This window comes from Dickeya lacustris (assembly GCF_029635795.1).
Classification (GTDB): Bacteria; Pseudomonadota; Gammaproteobacteria; order Enterobacterales; family Enterobacteriaceae; genus Dickeya; species Dickeya lacustris.
This window is the reverse complement of the sequence record NZ_CP114280.1, coordinates 3931226-3953517: the sequence shown is the minus strand read 5'-3', so window position 1 is coordinate 3953517 and position 22292 is coordinate 3931226. Positions and strand designations below refer to the sequence as shown.

The 22292-nt window shown below is 51.5% G+C and carries 19 protein-coding genes and 6 tRNA genes; 20 read left to right on the top strand and 5 right to left on the bottom strand.

The window, feature by feature from the left end; translation table 11 throughout:
• The first annotated feature begins 62 nt into the window (after positions 1-62).
• Positions 63-509, top strand: coding sequence for a ferric iron uptake transcriptional regulator (gene fur, locus O1Q98_RS17875; protein ID WP_125258814.1), 447 nt, complete (start codon positions 63-65; stop codon positions 507-509).
• A gap of 86 nt (positions 510-595) precedes the next feature.
• Here the strand turns inward: fur and glnS are convergent, their stop codons facing one another.
• Both glnS and nagE read right to left on the bottom strand, forming a co-directional pair.
• Positions 596-2254, bottom strand: a complete 1659-nt coding sequence (gene glnS / locus O1Q98_RS17870; protein ID WP_125258813.1) for a glutamine--tRNA ligase — start codon at positions 2252-2254, stop codon at positions 596-598.
• A 182-nt stretch (positions 2255-2436) separates the two neighbouring features.
• The gene (nagE, locus tag O1Q98_RS17865; RefSeq protein WP_125258812.1) at positions 2437-3921 is read right to left on the bottom strand and encodes an N-acetylglucosamine-specific PTS transporter subunit IIBC; all 1485 of its coding nucleotides are present in this window, start codon (positions 3919-3921) and stop codon (positions 2437-2439) included.
• A 362-nt stretch (positions 3922-4283) separates the two neighbouring features.
• Between nagE and nagB the strand changes: the two genes are divergently transcribed.
• The 10 genes from nagB (at position 4284) to O1Q98_RS17815 (ending at position 10302) form a co-directional block, all read left to right on the top strand.
• Positions 4284-5084: a glucosamine-6-phosphate deaminase gene (gene nagB / locus O1Q98_RS17860; RefSeq protein ID WP_125258811.1), complete on the top strand. Its 801-nt coding sequence runs from the start codon at positions 4284-4286 to the stop codon at positions 5082-5084.
• Between the two features lie 21 nt (positions 5085-5105).
• On the top strand, positions 5106-6257 hold the full coding sequence (gene nagA, locus O1Q98_RS17855; protein WP_125258810.1) for an N-acetylglucosamine-6-phosphate deacetylase: 1152 nt from the start codon (positions 5106-5108) through the stop codon (positions 6255-6257).
• 30 nt (positions 6258-6287) lie between these two features.
• A complete protein-coding gene (gene nagC, locus O1Q98_RS17850; protein ID WP_125258809.1) occupies positions 6288-7511 on the top strand; it encodes a DNA-binding transcriptional regulator NagC in 1224 nt (407 codons plus the stop codon).
• 291 nt (positions 7512-7802) lie between these two features.
• Entirely contained in the window at positions 7803-9467 is a 1665-nt protein-coding gene (gene asnB / locus O1Q98_RS17845; protein ID WP_125258808.1) for an asparagine synthase B, read from the top strand.
• 205 nt (positions 9468-9672) lie between these two features.
• Positions 9673-9749: transfer RNA gene (locus O1Q98_RS17840), tRNA-Met, on the top strand.
• Between the two features lie 8 nt (positions 9750-9757).
• Positions 9758-9842: transfer RNA gene (locus O1Q98_RS17835), tRNA-Leu, on the top strand.
• A gap of 66 nt (positions 9843-9908) precedes the next feature.
• Positions 9909-9983, top strand: a tRNA-Gln gene (locus tag O1Q98_RS17830).
• A gap of 40 nt (positions 9984-10023) precedes the next feature.
• Positions 10024-10098: transfer RNA gene (locus O1Q98_RS17825), tRNA-Gln, on the top strand.
• Positions 10099-10143: 45 nt separating this feature from the next.
• Positions 10144-10220 (top strand) — tRNA-Met (locus O1Q98_RS17820).
• Positions 10221-10227: 7 nt separating this feature from the next.
• A tRNA-Gln gene (locus O1Q98_RS17815) sits at positions 10228-10302 on the top strand.
• 112 nt (positions 10303-10414) lie between these two features.
• On the opposite strand, the gene O1Q98_RS17810 is transcribed toward O1Q98_RS17815, so the two are convergent.
• Both O1Q98_RS17810 and ubiF read right to left on the bottom strand, forming a co-directional pair.
• Positions 10415-10744 (bottom strand): DMT family transporter, encoded by a 330-nt coding sequence (locus O1Q98_RS17810; RefSeq protein WP_125258919.1) that lies wholly within the window; start codon positions 10742-10744, stop codon positions 10415-10417.
• Positions 10745-10925: 181 nt separating this feature from the next.
• On the bottom strand, positions 10926-12092 hold the full coding sequence (gene ubiF / locus O1Q98_RS17805; protein WP_125258807.1) for a 3-demethoxyubiquinol 3-hydroxylase: 1167 nt from the start codon (positions 12090-12092) through the stop codon (positions 10926-10928).
• Between the two features lie 232 nt (positions 12093-12324).
• Here ubiF and miaB point away from each other — a divergent pair, with 232 nt between their 5' ends.
• The 9 genes from miaB (at position 12325) to O1Q98_RS17760 (ending at position 21610) form a co-directional block, all read left to right on the top strand.
• Positions 12325-13749, top strand: coding sequence for a tRNA (N6-isopentenyl adenosine(37)-C2)-methylthiotransferase MiaB (gene miaB / locus O1Q98_RS17800; protein WP_125258806.1), 1425 nt, complete (start codon positions 12325-12327; stop codon positions 13747-13749).
• A gap of 252 nt (positions 13750-14001) precedes the next feature.
• A complete protein-coding gene (locus O1Q98_RS17795; protein ID WP_125258805.1) occupies positions 14002-15054 on the top strand; it encodes a PhoH family protein in 1053 nt (350 codons plus the stop codon).
• Positions 15051-15536 (top strand): rRNA maturation RNase YbeY, encoded by a 486-nt coding sequence (gene ybeY, locus O1Q98_RS17790; RefSeq protein WP_125258804.1) that lies wholly within the window; start codon positions 15051-15053, stop codon positions 15534-15536. The genes O1Q98_RS17795 and ybeY overlap by 4 nt, the downstream gene beginning before the upstream one ends.
• Positions 15537-15654: 118 nt before the next feature.
• Complete coding sequence (gene corC, locus O1Q98_RS17785; RefSeq protein WP_125258803.1) at positions 15655-16524, top strand: CNNM family magnesium/cobalt transport protein CorC; 870 nt, start codon at positions 15655-15657, stop codon at positions 16522-16524.
• Between the two features lie 7 nt (positions 16525-16531).
• Positions 16532-18055, top strand: coding sequence for an apolipoprotein N-acyltransferase (gene lnt, locus O1Q98_RS17780; protein WP_125258802.1), 1524 nt, complete (start codon positions 16532-16534; stop codon positions 18053-18055).
• Positions 18056-18411: 356 nt separating this feature from the next.
• The gene (locus O1Q98_RS17775) at positions 18412-19305 is read left to right on the top strand and encodes a glutamate/aspartate ABC transporter substrate-binding protein (protein WP_125258801.1); all 894 of its coding nucleotides are present in this window, start codon (positions 18412-18414) and stop codon (positions 19303-19305) included.
• A 162-nt stretch (positions 19306-19467) separates the two neighbouring features.
• Positions 19468-20208, top strand: coding sequence for an amino acid ABC transporter permease (locus O1Q98_RS17770; protein WP_125258800.1), 741 nt, complete (start codon positions 19468-19470; stop codon positions 20206-20208).
• Positions 20209-20210: 2 nt separating this feature from the next.
• Positions 20211-20885 (top strand): glutamate/aspartate ABC transporter permease GltK, encoded by a 675-nt coding sequence (gene gltK / locus O1Q98_RS17765; RefSeq protein WP_125258799.1) that lies wholly within the window; start codon positions 20211-20213, stop codon positions 20883-20885.
• Entirely contained in the window at positions 20885-21610 is a 726-nt protein-coding gene (locus tag O1Q98_RS17760; RefSeq protein ID WP_125258798.1) for an amino acid ABC transporter ATP-binding protein, read from the top strand. The genes gltK and O1Q98_RS17760 overlap by 1 nt, the downstream gene beginning before the upstream one ends.
• Positions 21611-21707: 97 nt before the next feature.
• Here O1Q98_RS17760 and O1Q98_RS17755 read toward each other — a convergent pair whose 3' ends face one another.
• Complete coding sequence (locus tag O1Q98_RS17755; protein WP_125258797.1) at positions 21708-22190, bottom strand: zinc ribbon-containing protein; 483 nt, start codon at positions 22188-22190, stop codon at positions 21708-21710.
• Positions 22191-22292: the final 102 nt, after the last annotated feature.

The window sequence follows — 22292 nt, the reverse complement described above, 5'->3', positions numbered from 1 at the left end:
GCCAACCGACGACATCAGGCTTATAGCCTCCCAGATAAAGCACGTAACAGGACTAAATCCGCATGACTGACAACAACACCGCATTAAAAAAGGCTGGCCTGAAAGTAACGCTTCCGAGACTGAAAATTCTGGAAGTGCTTCAGGACCCTCAATGCCACCACGTCAGTGCGGAAGATTTATACAAGAAACTGATTGATATGGGCGAGGAAATCGGCCTTGCCACTGTTTATCGCGTACTGAATCAGTTTGATGATGCAGGTATTGTTACCCGCCACAACTTTGAAGGCGGCAAATCCGTTTTCGAGCTGACTCAGCAGCACCACCATGATCACCTGATTTGTCTGGATTGTGGCCGAGTCATTGAGTTTAGTGATGAGTCAATTGAAGCTCGTCAGCGTGAGATTTCCGAAAAATATGGCATCAAACTGACCAACCACAGTTTGTATCTTTACGGCCATTGCAGCAACGGCGATTGCCGTGAAGATGAAAGCGCACACGACGGGCGTTAATCACACAAACGGTACGCCGAATTACTGCACAAAAAAATAAAACCGCCTCGGCGGTTTTATTTTTAGTTCGCATCGCGGGCAACGTTTTAACCGGCCCAACTATCACGCAGACCTACCGTGCGATTGAACACCAGATTATCCGCGCTTGAATAGAGACGATCGGCGCAGAAATACCCTTCGCGTTCAAATTGATAAGCCTTCTCAACCGGGGCCTCACGCAAGCTTGCCTCAACAACCCCCTCAACCACTTTCAACGAATCCGGGTTGATAGTGGAGAGAAAATCGTCCGCAGCGCCTGGGTTAGCTACGCTGAACAAGCGATCGTACAAACGGAACTGAGCCGGTACAGCATGCGACGCCGACACCCAGTGAATAACGCCTTTTACTTTGCGCCCATCTGCCGGATCTTTACTCAGCGTTTGCGAATCATAGCTGCAATAGATAGCCGTGATTACGCCTTGCTCATCTTTCTCAATGCGTTCGGCCTTAATGACATACGCATTGCGCAGACGCACTTCTTTACCAAGCACCAGACGTTTGTATTGCTTATTGGCTTCTTCACGGAAATCAGCGCGATCGATATACACTTCGCGGCTAAACGCTACCTGGCGCGTCCCCATCTCTGGGTTGTTGGGATGATTTGGCATCGCAAGCCACTCTTCATGCCCTTCAGGTAAGTTCTCAATCACCACCTTGACGGGGTCGAGCACTGCCATGGCACGTGGGGCGCTCTCATTCAAATCGTCGCGAATGCAAGACTCCAGAGCGGCCATTTCCACGGTGTTGTCCTGCTTGGTCACACCGATACGGCGGCAAAACTCACGGATAGACGCAGCGGTATAGCCACGACGACGCAAGCCGGAAATCGTCGGCATACGCGGGTCATCCCACCCTTCGACGACTTTCTCGCTCACCAACAGATTCAGTTTACGCTTAGACATCACCGCGTATTCCAGATTCAGGCGAGAAAACTCATACTGACGAGGATGCGCCGGAATCGTGATGTTATCCAGCACCCAATCATACAGGCGGCGGTTATCCTGAAATTCCAGTGTACACAATGAATGCGTAATCCCTTCCAGCGCATCGGAAATGCAGTGGGTAAAGTCATACATTGGGTAGATGCACCATTTGTTGCCGGTCTGGTGATGCTCGGCAAACTTGATGCGGTATAACACCGGGTCACGCATCACGATAAACGGTGAGGCCATATCGATTTTGGCGCGCAGGCAAGCAGTGCCTTCGGCAAAATCACCGGCGCGCATTTTTTCAAACAACGCCAGGTTCTCTTGCACACCGCGATCGCGATATGGACTATTTTTCCCGGCGGTCGTCAGCGTACCGCGATATTCACGAATCTGCTCAGGCGTCAATTCATCGACATAGGCCAGGCCTTTATTAATCAGCTCAACCGCATAAAGGTACAACTGGTCGAAATAATTAGATGAATAGCGGACTTCGCCACTCCATGAAAACCCCAGCCATTGCACGTCATGTTTGATGGATTCGACGTATTCAATGTCTTCCTTCACTGGGTTCGTGTCATCAAAGCGCAGATTGCACTGACCGCTGTAATCCTCTGCGATACCAAAATTCAGGCAGATAGATTTTGCATGGCCAATATGCAGATAACCGTTTGGCTCCGGCGGGAAACGAGTCTGTATATGCTCATGCTTACCAGAAGCCAGATCTTCATCAATAATCTGACGAATAAAGTTGGTTGGGCGGGCTTCAGCCTCACTCATGTTTGGTTCCTCAAAATACGAAAAAACAACCCATAACCGCTAATGATCCAACAAGCCACGCTTTGAAACAACCGTTTGTTTCACGAAAGTTTAAGATAAAAAAACGGAGCCCATGGTTCACATGCACTCCGTTTTCACGTTTAACACTCAGCGAACGCGCGGTAGGCGCGAATCAGACAACGTCAATCCGCTATCGTCGATGAAACATCACGCAACGCTGCGGCAATACTCTCAGCCTGTGTTCCAACCACAATTTGCACACTCTGCTTATTAAGACGAATCACCCCAGCCGCACCGAGCTGGCGAGCGGCGGTTTCATCCACCAGCGCAGAATCTTTCACGCTCAGGCGCAAACGAGTAATACAGGCATCAATGCCAGTCAGATTATTTGCCCCGCCAATCGCCTGTAAATATCCCTGCGCTATCGCCTGGCTGCTTGCAGCGCCTGCCGGAGCCTGCGCTGGCGCCGCATCCGAGCCCGTTTCACGCTCACGCCCTGGCGTCATCAGGTTAAAGCGAGTAATGGTGAAGCGGAAAACCAGATAATAAATAACGAAAAAGACGAAACCTTGCAGCAGCAACATGTACCAATGCGTCGCCAGCGGATTGCGAGAAGAAAGCACCAGGTCAACCAAACCGGCACTGAAACCAAAACCTGCGATCCACTGCATACTGGCAGCAATAAAGACTGAAATACCGGTTAGCAAAGCATGCAGAACATACAATACCGGAGCCACAAACATAAAAGAGAATTCCAGTGGCTCGGTGATACCGGTGAAAAAGGCAGCAAACGCGGCGGCCATCATAATTCCCGCCACCCGGCTGCGATTCTCAGGACGAGCGCAGTGGTAAATCGCCAGCGCAGCGCCAGGCAAGCCAAACATCATAATCGGGAAGAACCCTGCCTGATAACGACCGGTGATACCGGGAATCGCTTTACCGGCGTCAATGGCCTGCTGGCCACTCAGGAAGTTGGGAATATCGTTAATACCGGCAACGTCAAACCAGAATACGGAGTTAAGCGCATGGTGCAGCCCAACAGGAATGAGCAGACGGTTAAAGAAGGCATACACACCGGCACCCACCGATCCCAATTGTTGAATCTGCTCACCAAACCCAACCAGCGCGTTATAGATAACCGGCCAGACATACATCAGTACAAATGCGACCACAATCATCAGCAATGACACCAATATCGGCACCAGTCTGCGGCCACTAAAGAAAGAGAGCGCTTCGGGTAATTTGACGTGGCTATAGCGGTTATACAGTTCAGCGGCGATCACCCCGACTAAAATACCAATAAATTGGTTTTCAATTTTGCCAAACGCTTTAGGCACATTCGCCAGCGGAATATGTTGAATCATTGCCACAGCTGCCGGAGAACACAGCGTAGTCAGTACCAGATAACCAACGAAACCGGATAATGCCGCCGCACCATCCTTATCTTTTGACATGCCATATGCCACCCCGACGGCAAACAGCACCGCCATATGCTCAATGATGGCCGCACCAGATTTAATCAGCAATGCCGCCAGCGCGTTCTCGCTTCCCCAACCTACAGGATCAATCCAGTATCCGACCCCCATCAGGATGGCGGCGGCGGGTAATGTCGCAACCGGCACCATCAAGGCGCGACCTACCTTCTGTAAATAACTGAGTGTACTCACCTTCCCCCCTCTTGCCCTTTACGGGCAATAAAATTGTCTGTCAGCCTTGTCATTAAAAAAACCCGCCAGCCTTGTGGGCCTGGTCAGAGTGCAAAAAAATATTTCGCCACGCAAATTAATAACCGTGATTATGTGATAAAAATCACTACAAAATCACATACAAAAAGTTTATGAAGCTTCATTTATACAACTTATTTCAAGACTAAAAAAAACAAGATACACTAGCGAGCAGAGATTAAAGTGAAACAATCGCGCTCGGTTGTCATCACTGAATATCGCCATGTTAAGACAGAATCCCGATAGCCGCGAACCGTGAACAGAGATGGCGGCATGTATTTAGCCCGCGCGACCAGGAGAGCCTTATGAGATTGATTCCATTAACTACCCCAGCCCAGGTTGGCAAGTGGGCTGCCCGCCATATTGCAAACCGGATTGCCGCCTTTAAGCCAACGGCGGAAAAGCCGTTCCTGCTGGGGCTGCCAACCGGAAGTTCACCGCTGGAAGCCTATAAATCGTTAATTGAACTTCATCAGGCAGGTGCCGTCAGCTTCAAACATGTTGTCACCTTTAATATGGATGAATACGTTGGCTTACCGCCGGATCATGCAGAAAGTTATCGTACCTTCATGTACCAGAACTTCTTCAATCACATTGATATTCCTGATGAAAATATTAACCTGCTAGACGGTAACGCACAGGATATCGAGGCGGAATGTCAACGATATGAAGACAAAATCAAATCTTACGGCAAAATTCACCTGTTTATGGGGGGCGTTGGGAATGATGGTCATATCGCGTTTAACGAACCCGCCTCATCGCTGGTGTCCCGTACTCGTATCAAAACGTTGACAGAAGAAACGCGTATCGCCAACTCCCGCTTTTTCAACGGGGATGTCAGCCAGGTTCCTAAATACGCGCTGACCGTCGGCGTCGGTACGCTGCTAGATGCCGAGGAAGTGATGATTCTGGTGTCAGGACGCCATAAAGCGCTGGCGCTTCAGGCCGCTGTTGAAGGTAATGTCAATCACCTGTGGACTATCAGTTGCCTGCAATTACATGCTAAAGCCATCATGGTATGTGATGAGCCTTCCACCATGGAGTTAAAGGTGAAAACCGTTAAATATTTCCGTGAGCTGGAAGCTGACAATCTCAATAATCTGTAACCGGTAAGCCAGGAGCTTATGATGTTCGCGTTAACCCATGGTCGAATTTTTACCGGCCATCAGATACTGGATGACCATGCTGTCATCATCGCTAACGGCTTGATCCAAGCTGTCTGTCCTAGCCGTGACGTACCGGCTACCCTTCCGCGCACCTCCCTTGAGGGGGCGCTGCTCAGTCCCGGCTTTATTGATCTGCAACTCAATGGCTGTGGCGGCGTACAATTTAACGATGCGCTGGAAAATATTTCGGTCAAAACCCTCAGCACCATGCAACGCGCAAACGAGCGCTCAGGATGCACCAGTTTTTTACCCACATTGATTACCTCTTCCGACGAGTATATGCGCCATGGTATCGGCGTGATGCGGGCCTGGCTTGCCCAGCATCGCCATCAGGCATTAGGGCTGCACCTCGAAGGCCCCTGGCTTAATCGCGCCAAAAAAGGCACCCATGACGCAAACCTGATTCGCGAGCCAGACGACGAACTGGTCGAGTATCTGTGTGAAAATGCAGATGTTATCAGCAAAATTACGCTAGCGCCGGAAACCGTGCCGGAAGCCTTAATACAGCGTCTTAACGCCGCAGGTATCATTGTTTCTGCCGGGCACTCCAATGCGAGCTGGGAGCAGGCCAAACGCGGCTTTGCAGCCGGCATCCGCTTTGCAACCCACCTGTTTAATGCCATGCCGCCATTAAGCGGCCGCGAACCTGGGCTGGTCGGCGCGGTTTACGACGCACCGGAAATTTATTGTGGCATTATTGCCGACGGTCATCATGTCAGTTGGGCAAACATCCGTAACACGAAACGCATCAAAGGTGACAAGCTGGTGCTGGTGACGGATGCCACTGCACCGGCAGGCTCTGATATCGACCAGTTCACATTTGCCGGTAAACCCATATACTACCGTGACGGTATCTGTGTCGATGAGCACGGCACCCTCAGTGGGTCGGCTCTGACCATGATTGATGCTGTACGCAATTGCGTAGAACACGCGGGCATTGCACTGGAAGAGGCGCTCAGAATGGCAACGCTCTACCCGGCAAGAGCCATCGCAGAAGACCACCGTCTCGGCAGTCTCTGCGTCGGGAAGGTGGCGAACCTGACGGTGATGTCCCGAGATTTAGCTATCATCAGTACGTTCGTCAATGGCGAGGAAACCTATCACTCGCGCTGACCACGATTGAATCAACACGAGTAATGCGTCATGACCCCAGGCGGACACACCCAGATAGGAAATATTGATCTGGTCAAACAGTTAAACAGTGCGGTCGTGTACCGCCTGATTGATCAGCAAGGGCCGATTTCGCGAATTCAAATTTCCGAACAAAGCCAACTTGCCCCCGCCAGCGTCACAAAAATCACCCGCCAGCTACTTGAGCGCGGCTTGATAAAAGAAGTTGACCAGCAAGCGTCTACTGGCGGGCGGCGCGCTATCTCTATCGTTTCGGAAACGCGCCCGTTTCATACGGTAGCAGTCAGGCTTGGCCGCCATGACGCCACCCTTGCGTTGTACGATCTGCAAGGCAAACGGCTCGAAGAAGAACACTGCGCTCTGCCGCAGCAAACACAAGAGAGCTTGCAATATGCCTTGTTTGACGCCATCGCTAACTTCATTAACCAGCATCAGCGCCGACTTCGCGAATTAATCGCCATTTCCGTTGTATTGCCTGGTCTGGTAGACCCGCTGGCAGGGGTAGTGCATTACATGCCGCATATTGAGGTCAACCGCTGGCCATTGGTGGAGAACCTGCGTCAACGCTTCCAGGTGCATAGTTTCGTCGGCCATGATATTCGCAGCCTCGCATTGGCCGAACACTACTTCGGTGCCACTCGTGACTGCCAGGACTCGCTGCTGGTGCGAGTGCATCGTGGCACTGGCGCAGGGATTTTGGTCAATGGACAAATCTTTCTTGGCAGCAACGGCAATGTTGGCGAAATTGGCCATATCCAGCTTGATCCGCTGGGCGATCGCTGCCACTGCGGCAACTTTGGTTGTCTTGAAACCGTAGTATCAAACGGTGCGCTCGAACAGCGTGCTCGCCACCTCTTGCAGCAGGGGTTTAGCAGCAAACTGACGGTAGACAACTGTCAGATTAACGCGATTTGTAAAGCGGCAAATAAAGGCGACATTCTGGCCACCAACCTGATTGAAACCGCCGGCCAGCAGTTGGGTAAAGCCATTTCGATAGCCATCAATTTATTTAACCCGCAGCGCGTGGTGATAGCAGGAGAAATTACCGAATCCAGCCGCTTATTATTACCCGCGATTGAGCGCTGTATTCACACGCAGGTTCTCAAAGAGTTTCGTCAGCATTTGCCGGTCGTGGTGTCCGAGCTACAGCATCTGTCAGCCATTGGCGCTTTCGCGCTGGTCAAACGCGCCATGCTCAACGGCGTTTTGCTACAGCGTCTGCTTGAAAATCAGTAAGTTTACCTTCCTACCATAAGGCCGGATTATGCAATCGCTAAAAATCCGGCACCTTCTCACTGCCCTTTTAAAGAAAAAAGAATAAATCCCCCATAAAATTGCCTATTCATCAGCACAATGGCTTTTTTCATTAAATGATATTGAATTGCCATACTGTTTTGATGCTAAATCAGTGTTACCGACACGGCGGAACATCATCAACGATGATGGCATGCGGCAGGGAAACTGCTGATAACCGCCCTCAATTCTGACTGTTTTGACGCCATGGGCGTAATGAAGGGAGCCTCTTGTATGTGTTCTATTTTTGGTGTGCTTGATCTGAAAACCGACCCGGTTGAACTGCGTAAAAAAGCGCTTGAGTTGTCACGACTGATGCGCCATCGCGGCCCAGACTGGTCGGGTATCTATGCCAGCGATAAAGCCATTCTGGCTCATGAGCGCCTCTCGATTGTCGATGTCAACACCGGCGCGCAACCGCTCTACAATCAGGCTCACACCCACGTTCTGGCCGTGAACGGTGAAATTTACAACCATCAGGCTCTGCGCCAGCAATACGGCGACCGCTACCAGTTCCAGACCGGTTCTGACTGCGAAGTCATTCTGGCGCTGTATCAGGAGAAAGGGCCGGAATTTTTGGATGAACTGCGTGGCATGTTTGCCTTCGCCCTGTATGACAGCGAAAAAGACGCCTACCTGATTGGCCGTGACCATCTTGGCATTATTCCGCTATATATGGGTTATGACGAACACGGCAACCTGTATGTCGCCTCTGAAATGAAAGCGCTGGTGCCCGTTTGTCGTACCATCAAAGAGTTCCCGGCGGGCAGTTACCTGTGGAGCCAGGACGGTGAGATTCGCGAATACTATCGTCGTGACTGGTTCGATTACGAGAACGTCAAAGACAATGAGACCGATGCCGTTGCCCTGCGTGAAGCGCTGGAAGAGTCTGTTAAAAGTCACCTGATGTCTGACGTGCCTTATGGCGTATTGTTATCCGGTGGTCTGGATTCGTCGGTCATTTCCGCCATTACCAAAAAATTCGCCGCCCGCCGCGTAGAAGACGAAGAGCGCAGCGAAGCCTGGTGGCCACAATTGCACTCATTTGCCGTTGGTTTAGAAGGTGCGCCGGATCTGAAAGCCGCGCGTGATGTTGCAGAGCATCTTGGCACCGTACACCACGAGATTCATTTCACCGTTCAGGAAGGGCTTGATGCCATTCGTGATGTGATTTACCACATTGAAACCTATGACGTGACCACCATCCGGGCTTCAACACCGATGTACCTGATGTCGCGTAAGATTAAAGCCATGGGCATCAAAATGGTGCTCTCCGGCGAAGGTTCGGATGAAGTCTTCGGCGGTTATCTCTATTTCCACAAGGCGCCTAACGCGAAAGAATTGCATGAAGAAACCGTGCGTAAGCTGCTGGCATTGCACCAGTATGACTGCGCCCGCGCCAACAAAGCGATGTCTGCCTGGGGTGTGGAAGCACGCGTTCCCTTCCTTGACAAGAAATTCCTGGATGTGGCGATGCGTATTAACCCGAAAGATAAGATGTGCGGCAACGGCAAAATGGAAAAACACATTCTGCGCGAATGCTTCGAATCTTATCTGCCGCACAGTGTCGCATGGCGTCAGAAAGAGCAGTTCTCTGATGGCGTGGGCTACAGTTGGATAGATACGCTCAAAGAAGTCGCTGCGGCGCAAGTGAGCGATCAACAGCTGGAAACCGCACACTTCCGGTTCCCATATAACACGCCAGCGTCCAAAGAAGCTTACCTGTACCGTGAAATCTTTGAGGAACTGTTCCCGGTACCGAGCGCCGCAGAATGCGTGCCTGGCGGCCCGTCAGTTGCCTGCTCCTCCGCTAAGGCCATCGAATGGGATGAATCCTTCAAGAAAATGGATGATCCATCAGGCCGCGCTGTGGGCGTGCATCAATCAGCCTACCAATAAGTTGTTTCAAACGGGCCTATACAGGCCCGTTTTTCTTTTGAAAGGCGGTAAAAAGCGCGCTTTCTGGCGCTTTTCTCACCATACTGCTCACAACCCAAACAAACAGTACAAACCGGCTATTTTTAGGGAAAAAATGTGTTGACGGAAAAAGCCCAACTTAGCATAATGCGCCCCGCAACGCCGATGAAGGTGACGCGGAAAAGATGGCTACGTAGCTCAGCTGGTTAGAGCACAGCACTCATAATGCTGGGGTCACAGGTTCGATTCCCGTCGTAGCCACCATTTTTTCTGCGGGAGTGGCGAAATTGGTAGACGCACCAGATTTAGGTTCTGGCGCCGCAAGGTGTGCGAGTTCAAGTCTCGCCTCCCGCACCATTATCTTCATCGAGATATTACGGGTTAATCCCGTGCGATGCAGGTAAGTAAGCAGTAACGTTTTATTGGGGTATCGCCAAGCGGTAAGGCAGCGGGTTTTGATCCCGCCATCCCCAGGTTCGAATCCTGGTACCCCAGCCATATTTAAGTCAGACACATCAGATAATGGTGTGCGCCCTGTTGGGGTATCGCCAAGCGGTAAGGCAGCGGATTCTGATTCCGCCATCCCGAGGTTCGAATCCTCGTACCCCAGCCAACTTATATCGATGGTCAACGACTTTTCGATAGCGCAGTAAAATTTGGCTACGTAGCTCAGCTGGTTAGAGCACAGCACTCATAATGCTGGGGTCACAGGTTCGATTCCCGTCGTAGCCACCACTTTAATTGGGGTATCGCCAAGCGGTAAGGCAGCGGATTCTGATTCCGCCATCCCGAGGTTCGAATCCTCGTACCCCAGCCATACAATAAAGCCCGCTAACGCGGGCTTTTTGTTTTTCTCTGAATTATCTAACGCCATTATTTGCTTAACATTACATGGCTATATTTGCCTGCGCCAACAGGCCTCGCCCCACTCAATGTGCTACCGATGAAGAAAATAGGTTAATCACCGCCACACCCGCGATAATCAGCGCCATACCAATGAGTGCTGGCCAATCTAGCCGCTGATCGTAAAAAATCCAGCTCACTCCAGCAATCAACACGATGCCAACGCCTGACCAAATAGCATAAATAATCCCCGTCGGCAGCACTCGCATTGAGATAGTCAGGCAATAAAATGCCACCGCATAACCCGCAACCGTAATAAGACTCGGCATAAGCCGGGTAAAACTCTCAGACTGCTTTAATGCCGTCGTGGCGATGACCTCTGACACAATGGCTAATGCTAAAAATAAATACGTCATCACTCTCACTACCTCAAAAATAGATAATCTAAAAATAAAACGATCGGGCGGCAGGCTCACCCGCCGCCACAAAAACGTAGTCCCTTACTGACATCGCTCTTGTCACAAAACCGCAGTCCGCGCAGTCGAAAACGGCATGACGATATCGGGCCTACAGAGAGACTCGCATCGCTGTCACCACTCAGAGCCCTAATGCATATTTCAATGCATGCTGTTTAAGCTTTCCTGCGCGCTGCGCCGCCATCAACGCCAAATTACGGGCAAACTCAACTGGCGCCAGGCGGTGACTAAACGCCGTGTAGAACAGATCCATACCCGTTTGCATGAGCAAATTATCGGCCCGCCGTTGCTGTTCATAACGACGTAAAACCGGCTCACCCGACCAGTTCTCACCTTGCTGACGCGCATTAGCAATAACAGAAAGCAATGCAGAAACGTCACGATAGCCGAGATTAACGCCTTGACCAGCCAAAGGGTTAATGGTGTGCGCCGCATCGCCTATCAACGCCAGCCCGGGCAACACATAACGCTGCGCATGCCGACGCACCAGCGCAAATGCGCCGGTTGCCGCGGCTTTCACCGTGCCTAATCTCGCGGGAAACGTATCTGCAATCGCATGATTCAGTTGTGCCAGCGGCATTGCCTGTAATTGACGAATGCGCGACGGACTGTCATACCACACCAGAGAGCACCATCCGTCAAACAAGGGTAAAAACGCTCGTGGGCCAGCGGGGGTAAACTGTTGCCAGGTGATGTCTTGTGGCGGGCCATCGCACTCGGCACTGATAAGCATACAGGACTGCCGATATTGCCAGCCGGTAATCCCTATGCCTGCCCATTGGCGAATGTTTGAGTGTGCCCCATCAGCACCAATAACCAGCGATGTGTGCAAGTGCTCACCTTGCGTATTGTGCAGTACCCATGATGATGCTTCTCGTTGCAAATCAGACAACGCCCAAGGACACAATACCGTTACGTTCGACGTTTGCATCAAGCCTTGCCACAAAGCCAATTGCAAGATGCGGTTTTCAACCATGAAGCCCAGCTCGGAAAGATTAACCTCACTGGCATCGAACAGGACATGGGCATTGTCCCATTCCCAGGTTTCCAGACGTCGGTAAGGCGTACAGCGCATTTGCAACACTCGCTGCCAGACACCTAATTGCTCGAGCAATCGCACCGACGATTGGCCGATAGCCGATACCCGCACATCCGGTGCGCTGCCAGCCACAAACGGCGGCGGTGCCTCTTGCTCCAGGACGGCAACCTGAAGGCCCTCTTGAGCCAATCCAAGGGCAGCTGCCGCCCCCACCATACCGCCACCGACAATGACCGCATCAAAATGCATACTTGCCCCACTCTTTTCTTTCTGTTGCATCATTTATGGCGCGATAACACAAACGCCCACGATGCCGCTCAGTCTACTGGATTTCCAGCCGCTTTTCAGAAAACCGGCGCGCTCCCCACTCTGGTCACAACGGCAGCAAAAGATTACAATACGCGCCCGCATAGGCACGCCTGCCCCGCTGCAAGCGTGTTTCCCGCACTGAGTAACTGACTAGTCGATGACGATGACGACGATGAAAAAGAAACTGCATATCAAAACCTGGGGCTGTCAGATGAACGAGTACGATTCATCGAAAATAGCCGACCTGCTGGAAAGTACACACGGTTACCAGCTGACCGAGGTCGCGGAAGAAGCCGACATTCTGCTGCTGAATACCTGTTCTATCCGTGAAAAGGCACAGGAAAAGGTATTTCATCAACTCGGTCGCTGGAAAACGCTCAAAGACGTTAACCCTAACCTGATTATTGGCGTCGGCGGTTGTGTCGCGTCACAGGAGGGGGCACATATTCGCGAGCGCGCCCATTACGTTGATGTGATTTTTGGGCCACAAACGCTGCACCGCCTGCCAGAAATGATTAACCACGTTCAGGGAACACGCAGCCCTATCGTGGATATCAGCTTCCCTGAGGTAGAAAAGTTTGACCGCTTGCCAGAACCCAAAGCCGAAGGGCCGACGGCGTTTGTTTCCATCATGGAAGGCTGCAATAAATACTGTACATTCTGCGTAGTGCCTTACACCCGTGGCGAAGAAGTCAGCCGCCCGGTTGACGACGTGCTATTCGAAATTGCGCAGTTAGCCGCACAAGGTGTGCGCGAAGTCAACCTGTTGGGCCAGAACGTCAACGCCTATCGCGGCAGCACCTATGACGGCGAGATTTGCAGTTTTGCCGAGCTGCTGCGACTGGTCGCCGCCATTGACGGTATCGATCGCATTCGCTTTATCACCAGCCACCCGATTGAATTCACTGACGATATCATCAGCGTCTATGAAGACACCCCCGAGTTGGTGAGCTTCCTGCACCTGCCGGTACAAAGCGGCTCCGACCGTATTCTGACCATGATGAAACGTCGCCATACCGCACTGGAATATAAAGCGATTATCCGCAAGCTTCGCAAAGCGCGCCCGGATATTCACATCAGTTCTGACTTTATCATCGGCTTCCCCGGTGAAACGCAGGAAGATTTCGAGCAAACCATGAAGCTTATTGCCGATGTCGATTTTGATATGAGCTTTAGCTTTATTTACTCTCCTCGCCCGGGGACGCCTGCCGCCGATATGGTGGATGATGTCACGGAAGAAGAGAAAAAACAGCGCCTGTACATTCTGCAAGATCGTATCAGCCAGCAGGCCATGCAGTACAGCCGCCGTATGATGGGCACCGTACAACGCATACTGGTTGAAGGAACATCGCGCAAAAATGTCATGGAGCTGTCTGGGCGCACGGAAAACAACCGGGTGGTCAACTTTGAAGGCACTCCCGACATGATAGGTAAATTCGTCGATGTTGAAATTGTTGACGTCTATCCAAATTCATTGCGTGGCGTGGTGGTGCGTACCGAAGAGCAAATGGCGCTGCGCGTCAGTGAGTCTCCGGCGGATGTGATAGCCCGTACCCGCAAAGAGAATGAGATTGGCGTGGGTATCTACCAGCCTTGATATCGTTCGACGGCAGGCTGCATGCCTGCCGTTTTACTGCCCACCGCTATATTTCCCATGCCTCCCCGATGCCCTTGACGCGGTGAATAGCTGAGTCCAGATTGCCTCGCAAGTGCTGACGCCTACCCCGCTTATACCGAATGTGACTTGCGCCATGCCGGTCTCACGATAAATAATCAGAGAAATAGCTGCGCCCGTGCTGGCAGCGGCACTCCCTGATGACTCATTTAGCGTAACTCCAAGAGGAATAGTTTGAACGTAACGATAAAAGAAATTGCCCTCGAACCGGCAGACAATCAGCGTCTGCTTAGTCTGTGCGGCCCATTTGATGACAATATCAAACAACTGGAACGCCGCCTTGGCATAGAAATCAATCATCGCGACAATCAATTCAAACTGGCAGGCAAGGATCTTTGCATTGAAGCTGCCGCTGACATTTTGCGCCATCTGTACGTCGATACAGCGCCGGTGCGCGGTGTTATCCCCGATATTGAACCGGAACAGATTCATCTGGCGATTAAAGCGTCTCGCGTACTGGAACAGACGGCTGATAGTGTGCCTGAATATGGCAAAGCGGTGAATATTCGCACCAAACGCGGCGTTATCAAGCCACGCACGCCCAATCAGGCGCAGTATATCGCGCACATTCTCGACCATGACATTACCTTTGGCATCGGCCCGGCGGGGACGGGGAAAACCTATCTGGCAGTTGCAGCGGCGGTGGATGCACTGGAGCGCCAGGAAATTCGTCGAATTCTGCTCACCCGCCCGGCGGTAGAAGCCGGTGAAAAACTGGGCTTTCTACCGGGTGATTTGAGCCAAAAAGTTGACCCATACCTACGCCCGCTCTATGACGCCCTTTTTGAGATGCTGGGCTTTGAGCGAGTAGAAAAATTAATTGAACGCAACGTCATCGAAGTTGCGCCGCTCGCTTATATGCGTGGCCGTACGCTAAATGATGCGTTTATCATTCTCGATGAGAGCCAGAATACCACCATCGAACAGATGAAAATGTTCCTGACCCGTATCGGCTTTAATTCCAAAGCTGTTATCACCGGGGATATCACCCAGATAGACCTGCCGCGTAATCAAAAATCCGGCCTGCGTCATGCCATCGAAGTGCTGTCTAATGTGGAAGAACTCAGTTTTAACTTTTTCCACAGTGAAGACGTGGTGCGCCATCCGGTTGTCGCTCGCATCGTCAATGCTTATGAAATCTGGGAAAATGCCGATCAAAAACGCCGCGAAGAACAAGCAGAGCAGCGTAAACGCGATGCGCAAACCACCCAGCAGGAGCCCAAATGAGCCAGGTTATCCTCGATTTACAACTCGCCAGCGCCTCGTCTGACGGGCTGCCCGCACAGGCCGATTTCCAGCGCTGGTTAGAGGCGGTATTGCCTTCATTTCAGGAAGAGTCCGAGGTGACAATCAGGATTGTTGACGAGGAGGAAAGCCACCACCTCAACCTGACTTATCGGGGCAAAGACAAACCGACCAACGTGCTATCATTTCCGTTTGAAGCGCCGCCAGAGGTGGAACTACCGTTATTGGGCGATTTGGTCATTTGTCGTCAGGTCGTTGAACAAGAAGCGGTTGAACAGGGAAAAAGCGCCGAGGAACACTGGGCCCACATGGTTGTTCATGGCAGCCTGCATCTGCTAGGTTATGATCATATCGAAGACAGCGAAGCCGAAGAAATGGAAGCGCTGGAAACGGAAATTATGCAAAGCATGGGTTATAACGACCCATACCTGGCTGAAAAAGAACATTTTACTGACCAGCCCTAAATTCGGTATGTTACGCCAGTAGAGTAAACCAATCACGCCAGTGGCGAAAACGGTGCCGTTATGGCAGCCGCCGCGCCGCTGGTCACATATCTAAACAAGAGAGATATTCACTGACGCCATGAGCGACGACCACTCTTCCAATAACGATGCTCCCAGCCCCAAAAAAGGGTTCTTTTCTCTTTTTCTCAATCAGATTTTCCATGGCGAACCCAAAGATCATCATGATCTGCTGGCATTAATTCGCGACTCAGAGCAAATCGACCCGGAAATCCGCGATATGCTCGAAGGCGTAATGGATATCGCCGAGCAACGGGTGCGCGACATCATGATCCCCCGCTCGCAAATGATCACTCTTAAGCATAACCAAACGCTCGAAGAGTGCCTGGACGTTATTATTGAGTCCGCACACTCGCGTTTCCCGGTTATCAGTGAGGACAAAGATCATATCGAAGGCATTCTGATGGCGAAAGATTTGCTGCCGTTTATGCGCAGCCAGTCAGAGCCGTTTAGCATGGATAAAGTGCTGCGTCCGGCAGTCGTGGTACCGGAAAGCAAGCGGGTTGACCGCATGCTCAATGAGTTCCGCTCGTTGCGCTATCACATGGCGATTGTGATTGATGAATTCGGCGGCGTCTCCGGTTTGGTGACGATTGAAGATATTCTGGAACTTATCGTTGGTGAAATCGAAGACGAGTATGATGACGAAGAAGACCGCGATATTCGCCAGCTCAACCGCCAGACTTATACCGTGCGAGCGCTGACACCGATTGAAGACTTCAATAAAACATTCGGCACCCGTTTCAGCGACGACGAAGTGGATACCATCGGTGGTCTGGTGATGCAGGCGTTTGGTCATCTGCCCGCGCGTGGCGAAACCATCGACATAGACGGTTACTTGTTTAAAGTGGCGATGGCTGATAGCCGACGTATTATTCAGGTTCATATCAGGGTGCCTGATGACACTCCTCAACCGCAACTGGAAGATTGATTGATTCATGGCTGTTGCCTCATTACTGCAACGCCAGCAGGCTCGCCTCCTGCTGGCGCTTTTATTCGGCGCCTGCGGCACACTGTCGTTTTCCCCTTATGATTACTGGCCTGCCGCGATAGTGTCGCTGGCAGGCCTGCATGGGCTCACTCTCCAGCGCCACGTCCGGCAGGCTGCCGCCATCGGTTTTTTCTGGGGCTTTGGTCTGTTTGGCACCGGTATTCATTGGGTCTATTACAGTATTGCTGATTTCGGCGGCATGCCAGGCCCGGTAAACGTCGGGCTGGTGGTGTTACTGGCGCTCTATTTATCACTCTACCCGATGCTGTTTAGCACCCTGCTAACCGCTATCTGGCCCCGCACCAACAGGTGGCGGTTGATATTCGCCACACCACTGCTCTGGCAACTAACCGAGTGGCTACGGGGTTGGGTATTGACTGGCTTTCCCTGGCTGCAATTTGGCTATAGTCAAATCAACGGCCCGCTCAAAGGCATCGCACCGTTAGGCGGCGTTGATACGTTGACCTTTTTACTGCAAGTGATTAGCGGGCTACTGATACTCGGCCTTAGCCAGCGGCAGTGGAAACCGTTGCTGGCGGGTGCCGCATTGCTTGTGTTGCCGTGGCCGCTGCGTTCATTACATTGGTATACACCTCAACCAGAGCGCGCAGTGAATGTCGCGATGGTGCAAGGTAATATCGCGCAAGAGCTGAAATGGGATCCGAATGAGCTTCGCAATACGCTCAAGGTGTATTTAGAAAATACCGTGGCGGTGATGGATAAAGCGCCGCTCATTATCTGGCCCGAGTCAGCCATACCCGATGTGGAAATACGCCAGCAGCCCTACCTGACACAACTTGATGCGCAACTGCATGAGCATCGTAGCAGTCTTATCACCGGCATCGTCGATGCGCGCCGCCACAATGGCAGCACCGATTTTTATAACAGTATTATTGTATTAGGTGACAAACAGCCCTATCAGTACCCAACGGTTAACCGCTACAACAAGCATCATCTGGTGCCTTTTGGCGAATTTGTACCGCTGGAAACCCTGTTGCGGCCATTGGCACCGTTTTTTGATTTACCGATGTCGGCATTCAGCCGTGGCGATTACCTGCAACCACAGTTAGTGGTTAACGGCTATCGTCTAACCGCCACGATTTGTTATGAAGTTATTTTAGGCCAGCAAGTACGCGATAACTTTCAAGCCGACACCGATATGCTGCTAACCATCTCCAATGATGCCTGGTTTGGTCACTCCATCGGCCCCTGGCAACACCTGCAAATGGCGCAGATGCGCGCGCTGGAATTAGGCCGCCCCTTACTGCGGGCCACCAATAATGGGGTGACAGCCGTCATTACACCTGAAGGAGACATCAGCGCCAGCCTGCCGCAGTTCACTCAGGCCGTGCTAACCGCACAGGTAACGCCTGCAACCGGTTTAACGCCTTACGCCCGTTTTGGCTCATGGCCATTGTGGCTGGTTGAAGCGATGTTTGGCGCCATCGCGCTGTTACGCCGCCAACGCTAATCCTTTCGTCTGCTTTTCACACAACAAGACATGTTCCGACATGTCTTGTTGCATTTCTGGCACACCCCTTGCTTATGTTTACCAGGGAAACATTGATGTTGCCCGTTGGCGGCGATGAGCGCGCGGTTCAGGCACTCTCTTAGAGCACACACTGCACCAAACTAGTGCCATAAGTTTTTATTGCAGCACTTTGGTGCGGAGCGTATCGCAAAAAACAAACATCATCGTTTCAATATGTTTACAATCCGCTATTTTTAGATGTGACAGCGTTTTATTCGCTCTTTCGCGGTGCAGCATGGCTGGTCAATACCCCAGTGAGACGCTGGCACCGACAACAACAGCAAAGGAGTTAGAACATGCAATTGCGCAAACTGGCACTGTCATTACTGTTGATCACGACAAGCAGCACTCTGGCTTATGCAGAAGAGCTGACGGGAACACTGAAAAAAGTTAAAGACAATGGTGTTATCGTTATTGGCCACCGTGAATCATCCGTGCCATTCTCCTACTACGACAGCCAGCAAAAAGTCGTGGGGTACTCACAGGCCTACTCCGAAAAGATTGTTGAAGCCGTCAGGAAAAAACTTGATGCGCCAAACTTGCAGGTCAAGCTTATCCCCATCACCTCACAAAACCGTATTCCGTTACTGCAAAATGGCACTTACGATCTGGAATGCGGCTCAACGACTAATAACCTTGAACGCCAACAGCAGGTCGCGTTTTCAGACACCATCTTTATCATCGGCACCCGTCTACTGACCAAGAAAGACTCCGGCATTAAAGATTTCAGCGAGTTAGCAGGTAAAGCGGTCGTTGTGACGTCGGGCACCACCTCTGAGGTGCTGTTAAATAAAATGAACGAAGAGAAAAAACTCAACCTTCGTATCATCAGTGCCAAAGACCATGGCGACTCATTCCGCACGCTGGAAAGTGGTCGCGCCGTTGCCTTCATGATGGATGATGCGCTGCTGGCAGGCGAGCGAGCCAAAGCCAAAACGCCGGATGAGTGGGTCATTACCGGTACTCCGCAGTCCCGTGAAGCTTATGGTTGCATGCTGCGTAAAGATGACGCGCAATTTAAGCAATTGGTCGATGCCACAATCAGTCAGGTACAAACCTCGGGCGAAGCCGACAAATGGTTCGAGGCCTGGTTTAAAAACCCGATCCCACCGAAAAACCTGAACATGAACTTTGAATTGTCTGACGACATGAAAGCCTTGTTCAAAGCGCCGAACGATAAGGCGCTATAACCCAATTAATAATGACAATAAAGGGCAGTAATCTGCCTTCCGATTGCTGATTCGTGGCAAGACAGACAGGCGCAGGGTGGTCGTTCCCCATCCTGCGAAACCACAAGCCACTCATCAATCTTCGGGGTAGCGAAGGCTACCCCTTTTTTACCGGAGTTCGTTATGTCAATAGATTGGAACTGGGGTATTTTCCTGCAACCCGCCCCGTTCGGGAATACGACCTATCTGGGGTGGATTATTTCGGGCCTTAAGGTCACGATTTCACTGTCCCTTTGCGCCTGGGTTATCGCCTTCTTGTTGGGCTCGCTATTTGGTATTTTGCGTACCGTGCCTAACCGCCTGCTCTCAAGCATCGGCACGTGTTATGTCGAGCTGTTTCGTAATGTGCCGTTAATCGTACAATTCTTCAGTTGGTATCTGGTTGTGCCGGAATTGCTACCTGCCAAAATCGGTATGTGGTTTAAGGCCGAACTTGACCCGAACATCCAGTTTTTTGTCTCTTCAATGTTCTGCCTTGGCATGTTTACCGCAGCCCGTGTCTGTGAACAGGTACGCGCGGGCATTCAGTCACTGCCACGCGGCCAGAAAGCAGCGGCCCTGGCCATAGGACTGACGCTTCCCCAGACTTATCGTTACGTGTTACTGCCCAATGCGTATCGGGTGATTGTGCCGCCGCTCACGTCAGAAATGCTAAACCTGGTCAAAAACTCGGCTATAGCCTCTACTATCGGCCTGGTTGACATGGCGGCGCAGGCAGGAAAACTGCTGGACTACTCCGCACACGCGTATGAATCGTTTAGCGCTATCACGCTGGCTTACATTGGTATCAACGCCATCATTATGTTGATTATGCAGGTTGTTGAACGGAAAACCCGCCTGCCGGGCCATCTGGGGAGTAAGTGATCATGTACAATTTTGACTGGAGTTCTATCCCCCCCAGCATGCCCTATCTGCTACAAGGGCTAGGCGTGACGCTGAAAATAACGCTGACAGCGGTGATAATCGGGATTGTGTGGGGAACCGTGTTAGCGGTTATGCGCTTATCGCCTATCAAACCCGTCAGTTGGTTCGCCAAACTGTATGTTAACCTGTTCCGCTCCGTACCACTGGTGATGGTGCTGCTGTGGTTCTACCTGATTGTGCCGAGCTTATTACAAAATGTGCTTGGCCTGTCACCGAAAACCGATATTCGACTGGTATCGGCTATGGTAGCCTTTTCGCTGTTTGAAGCAGCCTATTATTCTGAAATTATTCGCGCAGGCATTCAGAGTATCTCCAGAGGGCAGTCATCTGCGGCGCTGGCATTGGGAATGACACACTGGCAATCCATGCAACTGGTTATTCTGCCCCAGGCCTTTCGCGCCATGATCCCACTGCTCCTGACGCAGGGCATCGTCCTGTTCCAGGATACCTCGCTGGTGTATGTGCTTAGTCTGGCCGACTTTTTCCGTACTGCCACGACCATCGGCGAGCGCGATGGTACACAGATAGAGATGATTCTGTTCGCAGGCGTGGTGTATTTTGCTATCAGCCTCTCAGCCTCGATGCTGGTCAATTATTTGAAGAGAAGGACAGTTTGATGATTTTCCTGAAAAATGTTTCTAAGTGGTATGGTCAATTTCAGGTCCTGACCGACTGTTCCACCGAAGTTAAGAAAGGTGAAGTGGTGGTGGTGTGCGGGCCGTCAGGTTCTGGAAAATCGACCCTAATCAAAACCGTCAACGGCCTGGAGCCAATCCAACAGGGCCAGATCGAGGTGAACGGGATTCAGGTTAACGATAAACGCACTAATCTGGCACAACTGCGCTCCAAAGTTGGCATGGTGTTCCAGCATTTTGAGCTGTTTCCTCACCTGTCGATTGTAGATAACCTGACGCTGGCACAGGTCAAAGTGCTAAAACGTAATAAAGACACTGCGCGCGAAAAAGGCCTGAAACTGCTGGCCCGTGTGGGGCTCTCCGCTCATGCCAATAAATTCCCTGGACAATTGTCCGGTGGTCAGCAACAGCGTGTCGCCATCGCCCGGGCATTGTGTATGGACCCGGTCGCAATGCTGTTTGATGAACCCACTTCCGCGCTTGACCCGGAAATGATCAATGAAGTGTTGGACGTCATGGTAGAACTGGCGCAGGAAGGCATGACTATGATGGTTGTAACGCATGAGATGGGTTTTGCCCGTAAAGTCGCGCACCGCGTCATCTTTATGGATGAAGGAAAGATCATCGAAGACACGCGCAAAGAGGACTTTTTTAGTAATCCGCAATCTGACCGTGCGAAAGATTTTCTGGCAAAAATCCTGCACTAACTAACATACCGATGTTCGGTTTTATCACCTCATCAGCGCGCTTCAGCCGCCTGATGAGGTGTCTGCTTCGCCGGTCTTGCCGCGTATTGGCGATATATCAGGGTGAGAAAGGCTGACGGTGAAACTGGTCATGACCACATTTTGGGCAATGCGGCAACACCTCTGGCGTATAGAACGTCACATGGTGAAAACACTGTTCGCAAACCAGATTACCCAACCCCACCACTTCACCACTGTGATACACACCATGATGGCTGACATCTTTAAAGACTTCGCGCCATTCAAGCTGCGTTTTATCGGTAATATCCGCCAGGTTCTGCCACAAACTTTCACGGATGACGCGCATAAACACACTGTCAGTAAAGGTGTGCTGATTGTGCGTATAACTGATGGAGAACGCGGCCAGATCGCGCTCAAGCGCCACCATAACCAGCTCGATTTCTTTTTGCGTCAGCGCCTGCGTTTCCTGCAAATACTGGCGCGCTTGTAGCATCAATCGGTCGATATCGCGCTCGCCACGGCCCAACCACTCCGTTACCGCCGACAGCAGTTCTCGATAATACTGAATGACTTTGTTCATCGGGACTCCTTAGCGTGAAGCAACCTTAGCGAGGCTGATTCCCCGTTCTATCTCACCAGTGTAGTTGATTTTTCTGCAATAACCGGGAGGTGCTTCCCAATC